At 53.8% G+C, this 17854-nt stretch carries 15 protein-coding genes, 2 tRNA genes and 1 CRISPR repeat array; of the genes, 8 read left to right on the top strand and 9 right to left on the bottom strand.

Features of this window, described 5'->3' with window-relative positions:
* The first annotated feature begins 6 nt into the window (after window positions 1-6).
* From cas4 to CDI07_RS02230, 3 genes are read left to right on the top strand one after another with little or no spacing between them, the layout of a single operon-like run.
* Complete coding sequence (cas4, locus tag CDI07_RS02240; RefSeq protein WP_088180051.1) at window positions 7-519, top strand: CRISPR-associated protein Cas4; 513 nt, start codon at window positions 7-9, stop codon at window positions 517-519.
* A 9-nt stretch (window positions 520-528) separates the two neighbouring features.
* Window positions 529-1509 (top strand): type I-B CRISPR-associated endonuclease Cas1b, encoded by a 981-nt coding sequence (cas1b, locus tag CDI07_RS02235; protein ID WP_088180050.1) that lies wholly within the window; start codon window positions 529-531, stop codon window positions 1507-1509.
* A gap of 10 nt (window positions 1510-1519) precedes the next feature.
* Window positions 1520-2185, top strand: a complete 666-nt coding sequence (locus CDI07_RS02230; RefSeq protein ID WP_088180049.1) for a PD-(D/E)XK nuclease family protein — start codon at window positions 1520-1522, stop codon at window positions 2183-2185.
* On the opposite strand, the gene cas2 is transcribed toward CDI07_RS02230, so the two are convergent.
* From cas2 to CDI07_RS02215, 3 genes are all read right to left on the bottom strand, one after another.
* Entirely contained in the window at window positions 2178-2435 is a 258-nt protein-coding gene (gene cas2 / locus CDI07_RS02225; RefSeq protein WP_088180048.1) for a CRISPR-associated endonuclease Cas2, read from the bottom strand. The genes CDI07_RS02230 and cas2 overlap by 8 nt on opposite strands.
* Before the next feature lie 521 nt (window positions 2436-2956).
* Window positions 2957-4717: a CRISPR direct-repeat array (repeat unit 30 nt; unit sequence GTTGCAATAAGACTTTAGGAGAATTGAAAG).
* Window positions 4718-4799: 82 nt separating this feature from the next.
* Entirely contained in the window at window positions 4800-5732 is a 933-nt protein-coding gene (locus tag CDI07_RS02220; protein ID WP_088180047.1) for a hypothetical protein, read from the bottom strand.
* A gap of 117 nt (window positions 5733-5849) precedes the next feature.
* Window positions 5850-6530, bottom strand: coding sequence for a thioredoxin family protein (locus CDI07_RS02215; protein ID WP_088180046.1), 681 nt, complete (start codon window positions 6528-6530; stop codon window positions 5850-5852).
* Between the two features lie 131 nt (window positions 6531-6661).
* Between CDI07_RS02215 and CDI07_RS02210 the strand changes: the two genes are divergently transcribed.
* Genes CDI07_RS02210 through CDI07_RS02200 form a run of 3 tightly spaced genes read left to right on the top strand, consistent with a single transcriptional unit; the run spans window position 6662 to window position 8746 of the window.
* Window positions 6662-7384: a helix-turn-helix domain-containing protein gene (locus tag CDI07_RS02210; RefSeq protein ID WP_088180045.1), complete on the top strand. Its 723-nt coding sequence runs from the start codon at window positions 6662-6664 to the stop codon at window positions 7382-7384.
* A complete protein-coding gene (locus tag CDI07_RS02205) occupies window positions 7356-7559 on the top strand; it encodes a DUF362 domain-containing protein (protein ID WP_088180044.1) in 204 nt (67 codons plus the stop codon). The genes CDI07_RS02210 and CDI07_RS02205 overlap by 29 nt, the downstream gene beginning before the upstream one ends.
* Window positions 7560-7564: 5 nt before the next feature.
* Entirely contained in the window at window positions 7565-8746 is a 1182-nt protein-coding gene (locus tag CDI07_RS02200; RefSeq protein WP_088181523.1) for an NAD(P)/FAD-dependent oxidoreductase, read from the top strand.
* Here the strand turns inward: CDI07_RS02200 and topA are convergent, their stop codons facing one another.
* The gene (topA, locus tag CDI07_RS02195) at window positions 8747-10903 is read right to left on the bottom strand and encodes a DNA topoisomerase I (RefSeq protein WP_088180043.1); all 2157 of its coding nucleotides are present in this window, start codon (window positions 10901-10903) and stop codon (window positions 8747-8749) included.
* Window positions 10904-11019: 116 nt separating this feature from the next.
* On the opposite strand from topA, the gene CDI07_RS02190 reads away from it, so the two are divergent.
* Window positions 11020-11097 (top strand) — tRNA-Pro (locus CDI07_RS02190).
* A gap of 816 nt (window positions 11098-11913) precedes the next feature.
* Here CDI07_RS02190 and CDI07_RS02185 read toward each other — a convergent pair.
* Window positions 11914-11990: transfer RNA gene (locus tag CDI07_RS02185), tRNA-Thr, on the bottom strand.
* 41 nt (window positions 11991-12031) lie between these two features.
* Window positions 12032-12616, bottom strand: coding sequence for an RNA ligase partner protein (locus tag CDI07_RS02180; RefSeq protein ID WP_088180042.1), 585 nt, complete (start codon window positions 12614-12616; stop codon window positions 12032-12034).
* A 52-nt stretch (window positions 12617-12668) separates the two neighbouring features.
* Between CDI07_RS02180 and CDI07_RS02175 the strand changes: the two genes are divergently transcribed.
* Window positions 12669-13877 (top strand): hypothetical protein, encoded by a 1209-nt coding sequence (locus CDI07_RS02175; protein WP_088180041.1) that lies wholly within the window; start codon window positions 12669-12671, stop codon window positions 13875-13877.
* Between the two features lie 61 nt (window positions 13878-13938).
* Here the strand turns inward: CDI07_RS02175 and CDI07_RS02170 are convergent, their stop codons facing one another.
* From CDI07_RS02170 to CDI07_RS02160, 3 genes are read right to left on the bottom strand one after another with little or no spacing between them, the layout of a single operon-like run.
* Entirely contained in the window at window positions 13939-16254 is a 2316-nt protein-coding gene (locus CDI07_RS02170; protein ID WP_088180040.1) for a TRAP transporter fused permease subunit, read from the bottom strand.
* A 1-nt stretch (window position 16255) separates the two neighbouring features.
* Complete coding sequence (locus tag CDI07_RS02165) at window positions 16256-16708, bottom strand: DUF1850 domain-containing protein (RefSeq protein WP_088180039.1); 453 nt, start codon at window positions 16706-16708, stop codon at window positions 16256-16258.
* Window positions 16709-16719: 11 nt separating this feature from the next.
* Entirely contained in the window at window positions 16720-17751 is a 1032-nt protein-coding gene (locus CDI07_RS02160; protein ID WP_088180038.1) for a TAXI family TRAP transporter solute-binding subunit, read from the bottom strand.
* Window positions 17752-17854: the final 103 nt, after the last annotated feature.

Raw genomic sequence — 17854 nt, 5'->3', positions numbered from 1 at the left:
TTATTAATGCCTCATGAATACCCCCTCGACCACCTCCTCATTACCGGCACGGAGATCAACTATCTCTTCATCTGCCCGACGAAGCTCTGGTACTTTGCCAAAGGCATAACCATGGAACAGGAAAGCGAATGGGTTGACCTCGGCAGGTTCCTCCACGAGCAACGGTACGGCGGTGAGGAGAAGGAAATACAAATCGGCTCGATAAAGATTGACTTCATCCGAAGAGGTGACATCATTGAGGTTCACGAGGTCAAGCTGAGCAAAAGTATGGAGAAAGCCCACGAGATGCAGGCGCTATACTATCTCTACTACCTCAAAAAGCTCGGAATTAATGCCAAAGCAGTCCTCCACTACCCCAAGCTCAACGAGACCAGGGAAGTTGTTCTCGACGGAAGGGAAGAGGAGATTGAATGGGCAATAAAAGAAGTTGAGCGGATAAAATCACTCCCATTGCCACCAAAGCCGATCAAATCGAGGAAATGCAGAAAATGCGCCTATCGTGAGCTCTGTTGGGTCTGAGGTGGTGGTATGAGAAAGCGCTCCATAACCCTGCTCTCCGATGGAACGCTTTTCCGGAGGGAAAACACCCTCTACTTCGAGAACGAGCGCGGCAGGAAACCACTCGCCGTTGAAGGCATCTACGACATCTACATCTACGGCCACGTGAACATAACCTCACAGGCGCTCCACTTCCTCGCCCAGAAAGGGATAGCCGTGCACTTCTTCAACCACTACGGCTACTACGACGGGAGCTTTTACCCCAAAGAGAAACTGCACTCTGGGGACTTAGTCATCAGGCAGGCCCAGCACTACATCAAGCGGGAGAAGCGCCTTGAGCTGGCGAAACTCTTCGTTAGGGGAAGTGCCCTCAACATGGAGAAGAACCTGAGGCGCTGGAAAGTTGCCGACGGCTTCTCCGATATGCTGGAGGAACTGTTTGAGGAGCTTGAAGAGGCTCGCAAAATAACCGAGGTCATGAACGTTGAGGCTAGGATAAGGCAGGAATACTATGCCCGCTGGGACGAGCATCTGCCAGAAGGTTTCAAGATAGTCAAGCGCACGCGCAGACCACCGGAGAACGAAATGAACGCGCTGATAAGCTTCCTGAATTCGAGGCTCTACGCGACGATCGTGAGTGAGCTGTACAACACCCAGCTCGTCCCCACTGTCAGCTACCTCCACGAACCGAGCGAAAGGAGGTTCTCTCTTGCCCTCGACCTGAGCGAGATCTTCAAGCCGATTATAGCCGACAGAATAGCCAACAGACTAGTGAAGCAGGGGATTATCAAGAAAGAGCACTTTAGGGCCGACCTCAATGGAATCCTACTTACAAAGGAGGGCATGAAGAAGGTTGTTGACACTTACAACGCAGAGATGCGGAAGAGCGTGAGGCATCCGAACCTCAAAACGAACGTGACGAAACAGAGGGTAATAAGGCTCGAAGCTTACAAGCTCATGCGTCATTTCGTTGGAAGCGGCCGGTACGAGCCGCTGGTGGCATGGTTCTGAGGTGGGGAGGATGGAGTATCCTGACGAGATTGAAGAGTTCAATGAGAGGATCCGGAACGCGATAACCGGAAAGACCCCGGAGCGGAAGATATGGGTGACCTCCCTGAGTTTCTGCCTCCGAAAGGCAGCGCTCTCGGTATACCTCGGGACGTTCAGGTACGAAAGAACCGGAGAAATGCTAGTTGGCAGCGTCCTTCACGAATGGCTGGGAAACGCCGTGAGCGGGGACGACATAGAGTTCGAGGTGCCGGTTGAGTATCCCCTGGATGAGGGCTGGAAGCTCATGGGGAGGGTCGATGCCGTTAAGGGGGACTACCTTCTGGAGTTCAAGTTCAGGGGTTTTACCGCAGGAGACGATGAGAGCCCAAAGGGCCCCGAAGAGATGGAAGAACCTCCCAAGCTTGCCGTCGAACAGCTCAACACGTACCTCAATATGGCCGGAAAAGAGAGGGGCTACATCTACGTCTTTGACAAGAACGGGATGAACTTCAAGCCGTTCAAGGTCGAGAGGGATGAGGAGCAGTTTCAGAAGATGCTGGGAAGGGCCAGAATCGTAATTAACGGTGTGAAGCAACTTGAAGCAGGCAAGTTCCCCAAGTGGATAAAGCCGCGCTGGAAGAGTGAATGCGAGGAGTGCATCTTTAAGCCGATATGTGAGGCCGTGGAGTCTAAATGACGTCCTCTATCGGGTTCTTTTCAATTCCCATCACTTCCCTCTTGGGCATGGAGCGGAGCTTGTATATGACAATTGAATCCTCGTCCTCGTCTATAATCTCCTGGAGAGTGGCCTTTATCCTCTCGAACTCTGCTCTAGTCACTTCTCCCTCAAAGACGCTGTTTTGAACCCAGTGCAGGTGCTGGCGCAGGAACTTCTTGACCCTGTTCACCCGTTCAACTGCAACGTCGTAGACTATAACCACGTACATCTAACCACCATAAATCGAATAGTAATCAACGCTTTTAGGGGTTGCGATTGTGCGTTATCACGTTTAAACGGCCAAAATTCGTCAGAGATTAACGGTCGAGGTTTGTATTCAGGAACACCGCCGGATCAGCACTCGGGAAGTCTTAAATAACCTCCAGTTAGTGTGTACCACTTGGTTGCTTATTTTCCTGACAATATAACGAAATTTTTTCAGGATGTGCGGAGAAGGCATGACGACCCTCGAAATTGCCAATACTTTGACAAAATAAAGCATTTGGTTCCTTGTAGCTGTGTACCCCTAAATTTCAAAATATAGGGCAGCATAACAGCTCTGGAACTTACAGACGGAAGGAACAATTCCACCAGGGAAGCCCATCTCCTTCTCCGTAGAGCCATTAAACTCCAAAATGAAGTCCGACTCAGAGACCTCGGGAGACTCTCCAAAGCCCCCTCCGAAGAAAGGCTTATAAAAATAAATGCATCTTATTCCTTTATAGGGCAAAAGAAAGTGAAAGCTGCCCTGTTGCAATAAGACTTTAGGAGAATTGAAAGTGAGCGGGACGAGAATAGTGACGTTCGAGACGTCGGGTGTTGCAATAAGACTTTAGGAGAATTGAAAGTGGAGTTCAACGTTCCGGTTAATGCTCTGAACGGCTAGTTGCAATAAGACTTTAGGAGAATTGAAAGCTTCTCATTAGGAATCACCGAATTATCACTTATTCAGTTGCAATAAGACTTTAGGAGAATTGAAAGCCTCAGAACCAACGCCCATGACCTGGAACCACGTAAAGTTGCAATAAGACTTTAGGAGAATTGAAAGCTCAGATTACACAATCATCATGTTTGCGAAAGCGAATAGTTGCAATAAGACTTTAGGAGAATTGAAAGTCATCGTCGTAAAACCTTAAGTCCGCTCCCTTCCTAGTTGCAATAAGACTTTAGGAGAATTGAAAGTAACCGGAACTACTGAAACGCTCAACGTCGCCAAAAGGTTGCAATAAGACTTTAGGAGAATTGAAAGCTATACGCCTAAGCTTTTCTTTGATTGAATCTCTCACGTTGCAATAAGACTTTAGGAGAATTGAAAGCACAAACCAGAGGCCGTTCTCATTCGCCACCAGGCCGTTGCAATAAGACTTTAGGAGAATTGAAAGCCCATTTGATGTGATAGTGGACGACCTCAATCTTCGGGTTGCAATAAGACTTTAGGAGAATTGAAAGTCAGACGACCCCTCCCCCGTGAAAAAGCCGAAATCAAAGTTGCAATAAGACTTTAGGAGAATTGAAAGGATATTGCAAGAGGACGTACGGCTTTAACACTCACGTTGCAATAAGACTTTAGGAGAATTGAAAGACGTCTCGGCGTGGCCTGGGGAGGGCCTATTTAACAGTTGCAATAAGACTTTAGGAGAATTGAAAGCAAAATCGCAAGTGCGGTTAAATCCGACGGCTTGTAAGTTGCAATAAGACTTTAGGAGAATTGAAAGAGGGGGTGGGCGCATGATCCTCCGCAGCCCGCTCGAGGTTGCAATAAGACTTTAGGAGAATTGAAAGAAACACATTCTCTAAACTGAGGGTATCAGAATTCTCGTTGCAATAAGACTTTAGGAGAATTGAAAGTAAAGCTGTGCCCCTCATAAGGCCCAAAGCTATAGCTGTTGCAATAAGACTTTAGGAGAATTGAAAGGGTGCTCAAGAGTTTTGGCCTTCTCGAGGACCAGGGGTTGCAATAAGACTTTAGGAGAATTGAAAGAATCTTCCAATCACTTCACCTCCTCCTTTTGTTCGGGTTGCAATAAGACTTTAGGAGAATTGAAAGCGTAAAGTGGACATAGATATAATAGATATTTAACCGGTTGCAATAAGACTTTAGGAGAATTGAAAGCAGGAACGAGAGCGCCCATTCCCCACCTTCGAGCTGAAGTTGCAATAAGACTTTAGGAGAATTGAAAGAGGGGTTCACGAGCTCCACCTGCTCCCAAGGGACTAGTTGCAATAAGACTTTAGGAGAATTGAAAGGGAAAGCAAACAGGCCCAGCAGCAGACCACCTAGCCGTTGCAATAAGACTTTAGGAGAATTGAAAGCTTCGGAAGCGAGCTCACGAAGCAGGACTGGGAGGAGGTTGCAATAAGACTTTAGGAGAATTGAAAGCCGGGACAAAATGAACGGATGTCTAAAATGCAGGTTGCAATAAGACTTTAGGAGAATTGAAAGCGTGGCTGGCACTCAAAGCCATGGAGGACGTTCCGGAGGTTGCAATAAGACTTTAGGAGAATTGAAAGTATTGGGTCACGATAGCTGACGTCAAGGACGGTGAGACAGTTGCAGTAAGAAGAACAAAAAGCGAAAACAACTCCGTTAGGATCACACTTCCCGCGCCAGCTCCATCTCCGTGACCCGCTCAAAAACGGTCTTGTGGTTTCCGAAGGCCTCGAACATTCTATCAGAATAGTTGGTGGACGCCGTTTCGAGGAACAGCCGGAGGTTTCTGCTTATTTCATCGTTCATTGGAACGTGAAGTGGCATCGGGTCGTAGTAATCGAGTCCCTTCATGAGGGCGGTTGAGAAGTACCAGAGCGTCTTCCTGACCTTCCTGCCCTTTATCCTGGAGAAGCTCGCCTCCATGCAGTTGAAGGCCGCGTGAAGGAGAACTATCATGTCTATCTCCACGCCCCGCCTGAGGAGCCTCTCCCTCTCCGAGTCCCTCCCGAGGTCCTTTATCCTGTAACCGCTTCTCGTCTGCTCGTCGTAGGGCACCTCGATGTCGTAGATGCCCTCCACCCTTGGGTCATAGACGAGGACGTCCGTTCCCCCAACTATGGTGAGCCTCCCGTCCCTGACCTCGACGACCGTGTTCTCCGTGCTTAAAACTGGCATCCCGGCCGCCATCGCGAGGACGGACATGGTGCTCTTTCCGGTGTGGGGGTAACCCACGAAAAGAATCGCCTTCCCGTTGGGGGCCACCACTCCAACGGAGTCCGTTATGAACACCCTGCCCAGCTTTGCGCCGGCCCTTGCCGCGGCCTGAAGGATGAAGAATATCGGTGCCTCGTTGCCGTACGCCGAGGGGACCCCTGACTCTATCTTGTACTCGTCCCTGCCCATGTAGTCGTAGGCGGCACTGAACACCCTGAACCTCTCGCCGTTGAACCGCTCCACGATGACCTGCGCGTCGCCCGCGCCCTCCCCCACGTCCGGAAGATAGCGCCTCGCGAAGAGTCCAGTGAAAGCGTCCTCAAAACCGTCTTCAAGTTCCCCGGTGAATTTGACGTTTACACCGCCGATTCTCGTCCCCATTTGCCCACCCGGTATGGGCTGGGTTGAGGGATTTATAACTTTTCCGTGAAAAGTCGGGCGGAGAATCGGGGGAACATTGACAAGAAAATCACAAAAGAAGGTAGAAAACTGAGGGCCTCACTCGAGGGCCGCGAGGAGCTTCTCCATGAACATCTTCTCCGGGTAGGCACCCTCGAACTGGACCTTGTCCTCGCCATCGACTATGATGACGATTTTCGGCACGGCCATGACGCTGTACTTGTCGGCCCACTCGGGGTACTCGATGGCCTCGACCATGTCGCCGAGTATCTTGCCCTTGCCAGCGTTGGTGTTCTCGATGGCGAACTTGTGGGCCATCCTAACGGCGAGCGGGCAGTACGGGCAGGTCGGGGTGACGAAGACCAGTATTCTGACGTCCCTGTCAATGCTGGCGAGGTCCTGCTTGCTCTCCGGCATGAGGTCGGTCGTCGCGTTGCTGACGTCAACTATGTCCTCGAGGAAGGCACCGAACTCGTGGCCGGCGGGAAGGCCGAAGAACCTGACGCCCATGTCCTTGCCGTCCTGGGTTATGGTTATCGCCGGGGCGCGGTCGATCCTGTACTGCTCGGCTATCTTCCTGCCCTCCTCGGTGTCGAAGTCGTGGAACTCGTAGGTGAGCTTGTCGCTGAGCTCGCTGAGCTCCTGAACCAGCTGTTTGAGCTGGTCGCAGTACTGGCAGTGCTCTTTTCCGATAAATCCGATGATCTTGACCGGGTTCGTCATCTTGGAGAAGAATTCCTCCTTAATGACCTTTTTGTCCGCATCACTAATCAGTCCCATTCCAAACACCTCCACATAAGGTTTATAACGATTGGATTACAATCTCTCCGTGGAATTCAATTCCGGTTTGCAACCTAAGGTTAAATGTTCACTATATAAGCTTTACGTCACAGATTTGGGTGGTGTAGGTCATGACTGAACCCGACATCTTTTACATACTGGGGAACAAGGTGAGGCGCGATCTGCTCAGCCACCTCACCTGCACGGAATGCTATTTCAGCTTCCTCAGCAGCAAGGTTAGTGTGTCCTCAACAGCGGTAGCCAAGCACCTTAAAATCATGGAGCGCGAGGGCATTCTGAAATCCTACGAAAGGGAGGGGCCGTTCATAGGGCCCGCGAGGAAGTACTACGACATAGCCATCTCAAAGACCTACGTTACCACGGTAACTCCCAACCTCTTCTGGTACCGCGGCCTGGACCTAGAAGGGGCGCCCATCGAAAAGGTCAAGGTTGACCTGACCCGCATACCCGCGGAGCACGAGAGCCTTCTGGAGATGGTCAGCTCGTTCCTGGAGCTGAGTTCGGAGCTTGAGAAGGTACTCCGCGCACTGCAGACCATCGAGAGCAGGCGCGACAGGCTCATGAAGGAGCTGAAGGAGAGGTACCTCCAGGAGATAGGCGACATGACCCAGCTGGCCATACTGCACTACCTCCTCCTCACGGGTGAGGCCACCGTCGAGGAGCTGAGCGACAGGCTCAACCTCAAGGAGAGGGAGGTTCTCGTAAAGGCACAGGAGCTGGACAGGTTCGTACCGTTAATAATAAAAGACGGAACCATCAAAATCGACGAGGACAAGCTAAAACAAAAGCTTGGCGGTGTCGAATATGCCGGAGAAAATAAGGGTCGTGGTTAACGAGGACAAGTGCTATCTCTGCGGTGGCTGTGCTGGAGTCTGCCCGACGCTTGCAATAAACGTAAGCCCCTCGAGATGGGAGTTCTTCCAGGACAAGTGCATCTACTGCAGGATATGCATTACCGCCTGCCCAGTGGGCGCACTGAGCGCCGAACCCCTGGAGGTGGGAGAGTGAACGGAATGAAATACGACGTCGTTGTGGTGGGCGCCGGAATAGCCGGGCCCATAGTCGCGAGAAACGTTGCTAAAGCCGGGTTTTCTGTTCTTCTCATCGATAAAAAGCCCGCCATAGGCACGCCGAAGCAGTGTGCCGAGGGCATAAGCATCAAGGTCTTTGAGAAGTACGACATACCCTACGACAGGCGCTTCATCAACCGCGAGATATACGGTGCCAAGCTGTACTCGCCCAGCGGGTACGAGCTTGAGCTCCGCTATAAGGACGTCAGCGGCGTTATCCTCGAAAGAAAGGTCTTCGACAAGATGCTGGCCTACTATGCCGCCAAGGCCGGTGCCGATGTCCTCGCCAGAACAGAGGCGCTGGACGTCATCAGGAAGGACGGCAGAGTGGTGGGAATAAAGGCAAAGCACGAGGACGAGCCGATTGAGATTCAAGCCGATGTCATAGTCGCCGCCGACGGCGTGGAAAGCATGATAGCAAGGAAGGCGGGCATAAACACCTACGCACCGCCACACGAGTTTGACTCCAGCTACGAGTACGAGATGCTCATAGAGGGCTACGATCCGGACCTGATACACCTCTGGTTCGGCAACGAGGTTGCCCCGAGGGGCTACGTCTGGGTCTTCCCGAAGGACGAGGACAGGGCCAACGTTGGCATAGGCATCAACTCCGACAACCCGCAGACGGCCAAGTACTACCTCGACAAGTGGCTGAAGGAGAACAACATCCCCGCCAAGAAGCTCCTTGAGATAAACGTCGGCGTCGTCCCCGTCGGTGGTTTCGTCAAGGAACTCGTCAAGGACAACGTTCTCGTCGTCGGCGATGCAGCGAGGCAGGTCAACCCGATGCACGGCGGTGGAATGGCCGAGGCGATGGAGGCCGGAACGATAGCGAGCAAGTGGATAGTCAAGGCTCTGGAAGAGGAGAACCTCGCGCTGCTCAAGAACTACACGACCGAATGGTGGGAAACCGACGGGGAAAGACTCCAGAAGGTTCTCAAGGTCAGGAAGGTCACGGAGAAGCTCAGCGACGAGGACTTGGACCTCTTCATCCAGGTACTCAGCGGCGCCGACGCAGAAAAGATAGCGAGCGGAGACTACGGGGAGGTCATCAAGGCGCTCCTAAAGCACCCGAAGGTCATCCTCAGCCCGAGGAGAATAAAGCTCCTCAGGGAGCTTCTCTGACTACTTCTTCCCCTTCTTCCAATCCCTGCAGTTCATGTCAACGCATATCTCGTACTCGCGGCCCTTCTCACGTATCTTGACCACCGGAGCGCCGCCGCAGCAGGTTTTGTTGGTTGGAATTATCTCGCCGCGCTGGAGGAGCGGGTAGGTGACGTTGCACTTGGGCCAGTTGGAACAGCCGACGAAGCGCTTGCCCGTCCTCCTATTGTACCGCACCACGAGGTCACCGCCGCACTTGGGGCACTTTCCTATGACGAGCGGACCTTTCTTCTCCTCCCCGTCAACGGCCTTTTTAACCGCCATTTCCTCTTCCTCGCTGAGCTCCTTTACCGCGCCGGCTTTTCTGGCGGCGGTTTTTGAGGTAGTCGCACCGGTTCCCGTCGTCTCCATGAGCATCTTCCCTATGTCCATCTCCCTCTCCTTGAAGACCTTCAGGATTTTGATGAGCTGGTTCTTGCTCTCCTCGATGATGCCCTCTTTATCGGCCTTTCCGGCCATTATCTCCTCCATCTTCTCCTCGAAGGCCCTCGTCAGCTCGACGCTCACTATATCCGGCACGTTCTTCTCCAAAGCTTCGACGACGCGCATGCCGAGCGGGGTGACCTTTATCTTTCTCTTGCCCTCTATGTAACCGCGGCTGTAGAGGGTCTCCAGAATCTGGGCGCGAGTGGCCTTGGTCCCTATGCCTAGGTCTTCCATCCTCTTGATAACCGCCGCGGGTGAGTAGCGCGCTGGAGGCTTCGTCTTCTTCTTCTCGCGCTTTATCTGGATGACCTTGACCGGCTCGCCTTCCCTGAAAGCCGGAAGAATCACCTCGTCGAACTTGACGTACTTGCCGTAGACCTTCAGCCAGCCCTCCTTCACTGTCCTCGCCCCGCCCAGGATGAAGCGGTGGGAGTTGGAGTTTATGACCACCTTCATTATCTCCCTGACGGCCGGCTCCATGAAGAGGGCCAAGAACCTCCTGACGATGAGGTCGTAGAGGTTGGATTCGTCCTTGGTCAGCTCCCCCTGCTTGGGCAGCTCTCCCGTTGGATATATGGCCGGATGGGCAGGGTCGTCCTTCTTGCCCTCGACTGGCCTGAGGCGCTCCTTACCCAGGAGCTCGTGGGCGAAGGGCTTGTACTCCGGCAGCTTGGCGAGGTTCTGGAGAATGGAGCGGAAGTTGAGGTTCTTGGGGAGCTTCTGTGAGCTTGTCCTGGGATAGCTGGTGTAACCCTTCTCGTACAGCTTCTGCGCAATCTCCAAGGTTTTCTTCGGGGAGTAGCCGAAGGCAGAATAGGCCTCCCTCTGCAGGGTTCCGAGGTCGAAGGGAACCGGTGGGTGCCTGTTCTGCTGCTTGACCTCGACCTTCTCAACGAAGGCCGGGCCCTTCTTAGCCTCCTCGACGATGCGCTTCGCCTCATCCTCGTCGAGTATGCGCTCCTTTTCGTAGACCGCCGTGTACTGCTCCCCGTTCTTCTCGAGAAGCATCTTTATGACCCAGTAGGGGGTAGGCTTGAAGTTGGCTATCTCCCTCTCCCTGTCAACCAGAAACTTAAGCGTCGGCCCCTGAACACGGCCGGTGGAGAGAACCTGCCACTTACCGCTGGCGCGCTTTATGGCGGAGGTGAGCGCCCTGGAGAGGTTCACGCCCCAGTACCAGTCGAGGACGTGGCGCGCTATTCCGGCATCGGCCATTCCGAAGTTTATCGTCGGTTCGATGTTGTACCACGCCCTGAGAAGGTCTTTCTTCGTTAGGGCGGAGAACTTCATTCTCTTCGCCCGGGACGGGTCAACGCCGCAGGCGTACTTGAGGGCGGTATAGCCTATAACCTCACCCTCGGTATCGTAGTCACAGGCGACCACAAACTCGTCGGCGCGCTTGGCGAGCGTTGCTAATGCCTTGATGTAGTCCTTGGCGTAGCTCTTCCCCTTCTCCGCCGCATAAACGGGAACCCATTCTATGTCGAAGACCGGGTAACCGTAGGTTTTGGTCTTCGGCGCGAGCGAGAAGAGGTGGCCAACCGCAGGAGCGACGATTATCCTCTTCCCGTCGCGGGTGAATTCGTAGTAGGGAACCTTGCCGATCGTCTTTCTAACGGGCTTGCCCTCGGCTAGGGCATAGGCGATTTTTCTCGCGACGTTGGGTTTCTCGGCTATGATGAGCGTGACCATGACGACACCTTGAAGCGATAGGCAGGGGGATTATAAAAAACCTGCGGAGCAAGCTTTCCTAAAAGCTTCCAGCGAAAAGCTTAATAAGGAACCCTTCAACGCACTACTGCGGGCATGGGGCCGTAGGGTAGCCTGGTCCATCCTGCGGGCTTTGGGAGCCCGTGACCCGGGTTCGAATCCCGGCGGCCCCACCATGACAACCCTTTGCTGGCGCAAAGCGTTGACGGAAAGATGGCGTACGATTCTAAAAACGCTTGTTTTCTACGTGGTTTACTCCCCAATTGCCAATCCAATAGCGTTTCACTCGCTCAAGGCGTCCTTCGGACGCCAGAATAAGAGTGAAACCTGTGTAACATCCTGTTTTAAGCCAAACCCTCCTCACGGGCAAATTTCAGAGCGTACGCCTGGGTTCCCGCCAATTTGGAAGAAACAGATAGGATATAGGGTGTAGCTATTTCGGGGGATTTAAGAGTACAGGAAACTTTGCAGGGCAAAGTTTCAGCGTTAATGGAAAAGACGTCTGCTGATCAAGTTTTTCTAGGGGCTTTAGGTGGTACAAAGTTTCTGGGGGTGTGGGGGCTTTAGCCCCCCGGAGGATTAAGGAATAAGGAAGGTGGGGAAACGTAGTTTCCCAGGTTTTTAGAGAAAAAGCGGGGTCGTGGGGCGAAGCCCCACTACGGGGGTTTGAGAGTACAGGAAACTTTGCCTGCGCAAAGTTGCTGGGCAAAGTTCGTGATTGCTTTTATATGGCTCGTTTGGAGGATTTCTTCAGATATTGCCCTTACTGCTCAGTTGGATTCTGTTTCCGGTAGTTCGTTTGAGAAGGGTTCAAGTTTTTTAGCGCTCCTTTGGAGCGCGGTGTGAGTTGAACCCGTTAAAAAGAGCCTTTTTGGCGATGAATCCAACGTACAATCCAGCCACCAAAACAAGAAAATCCACCAAAAATCTGCTTACTCGAGAAGAATCACCAACTTTTGGTCAAACTTTTGCAAAGCAAAAGTTTGTTAGAATGGAGCCCCGGGCGGGGTTTGAACCCGCGACCTGCCGCTTACCAAGCGGCCGCTCCACCAGGCTGAGCCACCGGGGCGTCGATGATACCATGCAGACCAGCGTTTATAAATTTTTCCCTCAGCCCATTTTCTCAACGAGACCTTCCAGGACGTCCCTGAAGTTGGCCGCGTCGATCCACTTGATGCCCATCTTCTGCGCCCACGTGAGTATGCCAACGTCGGCGGAAACTATAGTCGCGTCGAGCTCTTTTGCCAGCAAGATAAGCTCAAAGTCCTCCTTGCTGTCAACGATGCCCTCCCTGAGGGCCTTCCGATAGTTTCTCCTCAGCTTCTGGATTATCTTGTCCACGTTGTCAGTTTCAATGACGCTCTCGCGGACGGCTTTCTCAGCGACGCGGAGTCCCTTGTCTATCCTCCTCCTGATATCGTCTATCAGCTCGTACACGACGAAGGCGGGAATCTTGATGTCGTGGACGTTGGGGGGCTTCTTAATCACGTAGAGTTCAATCTCCGGAAGGAGCTCCTCCTCATCAACGAAGTGCATAACCTCACGGTAGATGCCAGGAGGCATGTAGAACTCCACCTTCCCGAAGAGCCTCTCCGCATAGCCCAGAAAAGTCCTCATGGCCTCGGTTGGGGAGTCACCGAACCTGTCCCGTATCTCCGGGTTGACGAAGATGCTCGTATCAAGGACGAACCTCATGACCACCACAAGCTTATTTAAGCGCGGAAGTTTAAAACGGTTAGGTGAAAGCATGAAAGTTGGAGTCGTTTTTGGAGTCAGCGAGCTTGCAAACCCAAAGGCATTCGAGAAAAAGGCCTCGGAGTTCATAACGGGCCTCGCAGGAGAATTCGATGTCGTCGGAGGCTTCTTCATCTCGACGAAGAGGGATTTCAAGGAGGCCAAGGAGGAGGTCAACTTCAACGAGGTTGACGCGATAGTCCTCTATCCCCTGACAGGAGGAACCGAGGGACCGCTTAAGGAGTTCTTCGTTTACAGGCGGCCGATAGTCATCTACGGCGACCCGTTCAACAACTCACTCGCAGCCGGAATCGAGCTCAGGGAGTACTTCAGGGACAGGCTGGTGCCTTCCACCCTGGTGAAGGACCTCAACGAACTTAAAGCCGCCCTCCTGGGCTACGACGACATGAAGGATCTCCTAGAGAAGTTCCTCCGCATGCGCATAGGACTGATAGGCCGGGTCTCACCCTGGCTCATCAACGAGAAGTTCGAGCTCCCCTACACCAGCATCAGCCTCAAGAAGTTCTACGAGTACTACGAGGCAACCACCGACGCGGAAGGCTGGAAGGTCGTGGAAGAGATCGTCGGAAAGGCCATGGAGATAAAGGAACCCGGCAGAGAGGACCTGGTGAAGGCAGGAAGGATATACCTCGCCATAAAGAGAATCCTGGAGGACTACAGGCTCGACGGCTTTACCATCGGCTGCTTCGACCTGATAGGCAAACTCAAGGCAACGCCCTGCCTGGCGCTGGCCATGTTCAACGCGGAGGGAATTCCGGCCGCCTGTGAGGGCGAGCTGAACGCTCTCCTCGGCATGATGATAGCGAGGCGCTTCTTCGACAAGCCGGCGTTCATGGGCAACATAGCCGACTACGGGGAGAACCACGTGATCCTAGCTCACTGCACCGCGCCCCTCATCGGGAAGTACATCGTCAGGTCCCACTTCGAGAGCGGCATGGGAGTCGGCGTGGACGTCCAGCTGCCGAAGGGAAGGGCCAGCCTCATGAAGATACGCGGAAGAAAGGCGGTTGTTGCCGGCGTCGAGGTGGTCGGCCAGGAGCACAGCGACTTCAGGTGCAGGACGCAGGTCAAGCTCCGCGTTGAGGACGCGGGGGACTTTCTGGACGGAACCCTCGGCAACCACCATCTGCTAGTCTACGTCGACAGCGAGGAGCTGGCGGACCTGCTGAGCGAGCTTGGCTTCGAGGTCATGCTCTACTGACCCTTTTCAATTTCAAAACTTTTCTAGAACAGCCAACAAAGGGGAAATTAAAAACGAAAGGCTAGGACGAGCTCTTCTCGAACTTCGCCCCGTAGAACTTCAGGCCGAGCCACGCGGCAACGCCCGCGCCTATGATGATGGGGTTCAGCGTCACGCCGGCCAAGCCGAGGACGCCGACTATTCCCCTCATCCAGGGTTTGAGCTTCGTGCTGTAAAAGCCGGTCAGCGCTATCGCCAGCAGGTACATGACGAAGAGCGTTGCCACCAAGTAATAGAGCACCTTGAGGGCCATCGCCGGCGTCCACTCCGAGACCGTTATGAGGAACATCTCCGGGTGGGTGAAGTATATGTACGGCCCGATATAGCCCGCCAGCGCGTACTTCACAGCGTTCATAGCGGTCTTCCAGAAGTCTCCGCCCGCTATAGCGGAGCCTGCGTAGCTTGCGAGGGCCACCGGCGGGGTGACGTCCGCAAGGATTCCGAAGTAGAACACGAAGAAGTGGGCCGCGAGCATGGCTATGAGGACGGTGTAGCCCGGAACCGGCTGGTTGTAGGGCTCTATGTTCCTGACCAGCATGTAGATTGCAGGGGCGGCGACGAGCGAGGTGATGATATAGTTGGCCGTCGTTGGCACTCCCATTCCAAGGATGAGGCTGAAGACCATCGTGAGCAGAAGGAGCAGCCAGAGGTTTCCGTGGGTAAGGCTTATGAGGCGGTAGCCGATGTTCGTCAGCTCACCGGTCATCGTGAGGACACCCTGGATGAGGCCCGCACTAGCGGCTGCGAGCATGACGCTGACGCTAGTCTTACCCGCGTCTATCATGGCCTCGTAGGTCGCCCTGTACATCATCTTGCCGCTGTCCATGCTGGAGCGGTAGCCGACGAGGATTGAGAAGATTATTCCGAAGACACCGGTCATGAGGACTATCTGCTCCTTGCTCATCAGCAGGTACTTCGTCAGGGCGATGAAGAGGAGGAACATCGCGCTGATGTAGAACTTCTCGTTGAAGGCGACGCCCTTCTTCATGACTCCCAGGGCCACCAGCAGGAGGAACATCGCGGCGAGAACCATTGCAGTCTGCCTTCCAATGTCCTTGCCCAGGAACATCAGCAGCGTTGCCAGCAGCGCAACGGCGACGTAGAGCTTCTCGTTTCCATATATCTCGTCCCTCGATATCCATGCAACCCATATGGCAACTCCGAGCGAAGAGATTGCCGCTATCTGCGGCGCTATTCCCCAGACGAGGGCTACCGTGATGACGACTATCGGCAGGAGGATGTAGAGCTTGCGCAGGAAGTAGGCCATCGTCTTGAACGCTTCGGCTGCCATTCCCTTCAGGCCGAGCCTCTTGGTCTCGAGGTCTATGAAGAGGTAGACTCCGCCGTAGTAGACCAGAGCCGGAAGAACCGCCGCGATAATGATTTTGTTATAGGGCAGATTGAGGAACTCGGCCATGATGAAGGCGGCGGCGCCCATGATTGGCGGCATCAGCTGGCCGCCGGTTGATGCGACCGGCTCGACGGCTCCAGCTATCTCCGGGGGATAGCCCGCCTTCTTCATCAGCGGGATTGTGAAGGTTCCCGTTGTGAGAACGTTGGCGACGCTCGAACCGCTGACCGTTCCCATGAGGGCGCTCGAGATGACCGCGGACTTCGCCGGGCCGCCGGGCCTCTTTCCGAAGAGGCTTATCATGAACTCGGTTATGTAGTCGCTGACGCCTATCTTGAGCAGGAAGGCGCCGAAGAATATGAAGGCGAAGACGTAGATGGTCATGACGAAGAACGGGATTCCGAAGATTCCCTCGTCGAAGTACAGCTGCTGGACGAAGCGCACCCAGTCGTAATTGATGGCGTAGATTCCGTAGAGCAGGAAAAGGACCACTATCATGGGCAAAACCCAGCCGAGAACGCGCCTCGTTGCCTCAATGACCATTATTATGGCCAGCAGGCCGAAGATCACGTCGGTCTGGTTGAGGGTCGATGTTAGGATGTAGCGCTGGTAAACCGCGAAGAGGTACAGCATTGAGATGACTCCAGCGGCGCCCATGACGTAGTCGTAGGCGAAAACCTTCTTGAAGTAATTCTCCTTCTTGCGTATCGGGTAGAGGAGGAACGTTATCACCATGAGCATGGCCATGACGAAGGCCTCGCCCTGCTTGGGCTGGAACGTTATCCTCAGGAACTCAAGCTCCACACCGAGGCGCTGGAACAGGTCGTAGAGGGTATAGTTGAAGTTGAATATGAAGAGAATCTCGTAGAGGCCTATGAGTATGGCGGCCACCTTCACGACAAGCTCCAGCCTAGGCGGTAACGTTCGGGTTCGTTCTATTACAACCTCCTCGGCCGCAACGACATCGAGAGTAGGTTCCTCTGACACTTTACCACCTCCCTATTAGTTTCACAATGAGCGGAACGCGCCTAACACGAAAATCAACTATCGTTTCATGTCCCGGATTTCTCAGAACGGGCGAGCCGTCCACGGTGACGTTGGCACGGTTGATCGGGATGAACCAGTACCTGAAGTCCCTTCCCAGGTAGTCGTTCGTTCTCTTGACGTAGAACCCGTCTGTGAGGTTCTGGATGTCCTCGGGAAGCCCCGCCCCGAAGTCCTTCCACTTCATCTCAACGGCGTAGAAGCCGCTATCGTTGGCAACGAGCACCTCAACAACGGTGCTCCGCTCAACGCTGTGGATGTACGATATCTCAATGGTGGAACCAAGGGGATAGAAATGAGACTCGCCATCAACGCTTATCTCAACGGCGTTAACCGGAAGAAAGAGCAGGAGAAATGCGAGAATGATTGCAAAAAAAGAAAGGGCTTTTCGGCTCAAAGAGACCCTCCTCACGGCTTTAATTCGCTAGGAACGGTCTTGCCCTTCTCCTCGTAGTACTTGATGGCTCCCGGGTGAAGCGGGATGCTCATACCGTCGAGGGCAGTGTCGAAGCTGATGTACTGGGCCTTGGCGTGAACCTGCCTGAGCTCATCAACGTGGAGGAAGAGCAGCTTGGTCATGGCGTAAACGACGTCATCCGGAACGTCGGCGCTGACGACGAGGACGGCCTTAACGGCGAGCGTCTGGGTATCCTCGGTCATGCCCTTGTAGGTGTCCTTCGGAAGGGTCTGGGTGACGTAGAATATGTAGCCCTTGTCCTTGAGCTTCTTGAGGATGTCCTCGCCTATCGGGAGGACCCTAACCGGGGTCTGAACGGCTATCTGGTCAATGGCCGGGGTGGGGGCGCCCGAAACTATAACCGCGGCGTCGATCTGGCCGAGCTTGAGCTGCTGGGCGGCCTCGCTGAACTTGAGGTAGACCTTGTCAACGTCGTTCCAGACTCCAGCAGCTTCGAGTATCTGCTGGGCGGCCACGGCGGTACCGCTTCCGGCGGCACCAACGGCAACCTTCTTGCCCTTGAGGTCCTCGAGGGTCTTTATGCCGCTGTCTGCCTTAACGACGAACTGTATGGTTTCAGGATAGAGGGCAGCAACACCGCGGAGCTTGCTAACGGGCTTGCCCTTAAAGGCATCGAGAATAACCCCATTGTAAGCGTAATAGGCAACGTCGTTCTGCATTATCGCAGCCTGGGCCCTACCCTCACCGATTGCCTGGGCGTTGGCAACGCTGGCACCGCTGGTGACGGCCCTGGCTTCAATCTTAATACCAGCCTCATCCTTGCTGTACTGGTTCAGTATGTTGGCGTAGGCAGAGCCGAGTGGGTAGTACACACCGCTTGTTCCTCCGGTGTATATCTCCACCGAGTAGGTCTCGGTGGCGCCACTGGTGGTGCTCGTTTCACCGCCGCCACTGATGCAGCCTGCCATAACCACGGCAAAAACCAAAACGGCAACCAACCCGATTGACATAAGTTTTTTCATAGTCTTGCACACCTCCGAACTATAATGTACGTTTAATGGTCTAAAGACCATATTAGGATATTGAAGCACATCTGGGGTTATATAGTTTGTGTTACTTTTCCGT

The organism is Thermococcus sp. 5-4, from assembly GCF_002197185.1.
In the GTDB taxonomy this organism is placed as follows: domain Archaea; phylum Methanobacteriota_B; class Thermococci; order Thermococcales; family Thermococcaceae; genus Thermococcus; species Thermococcus radiotolerans.
The sequence above is the reverse complement of the archived record's forward strand: the minus strand, read 5'-3'. Positions and strand labels throughout refer to the sequence as shown.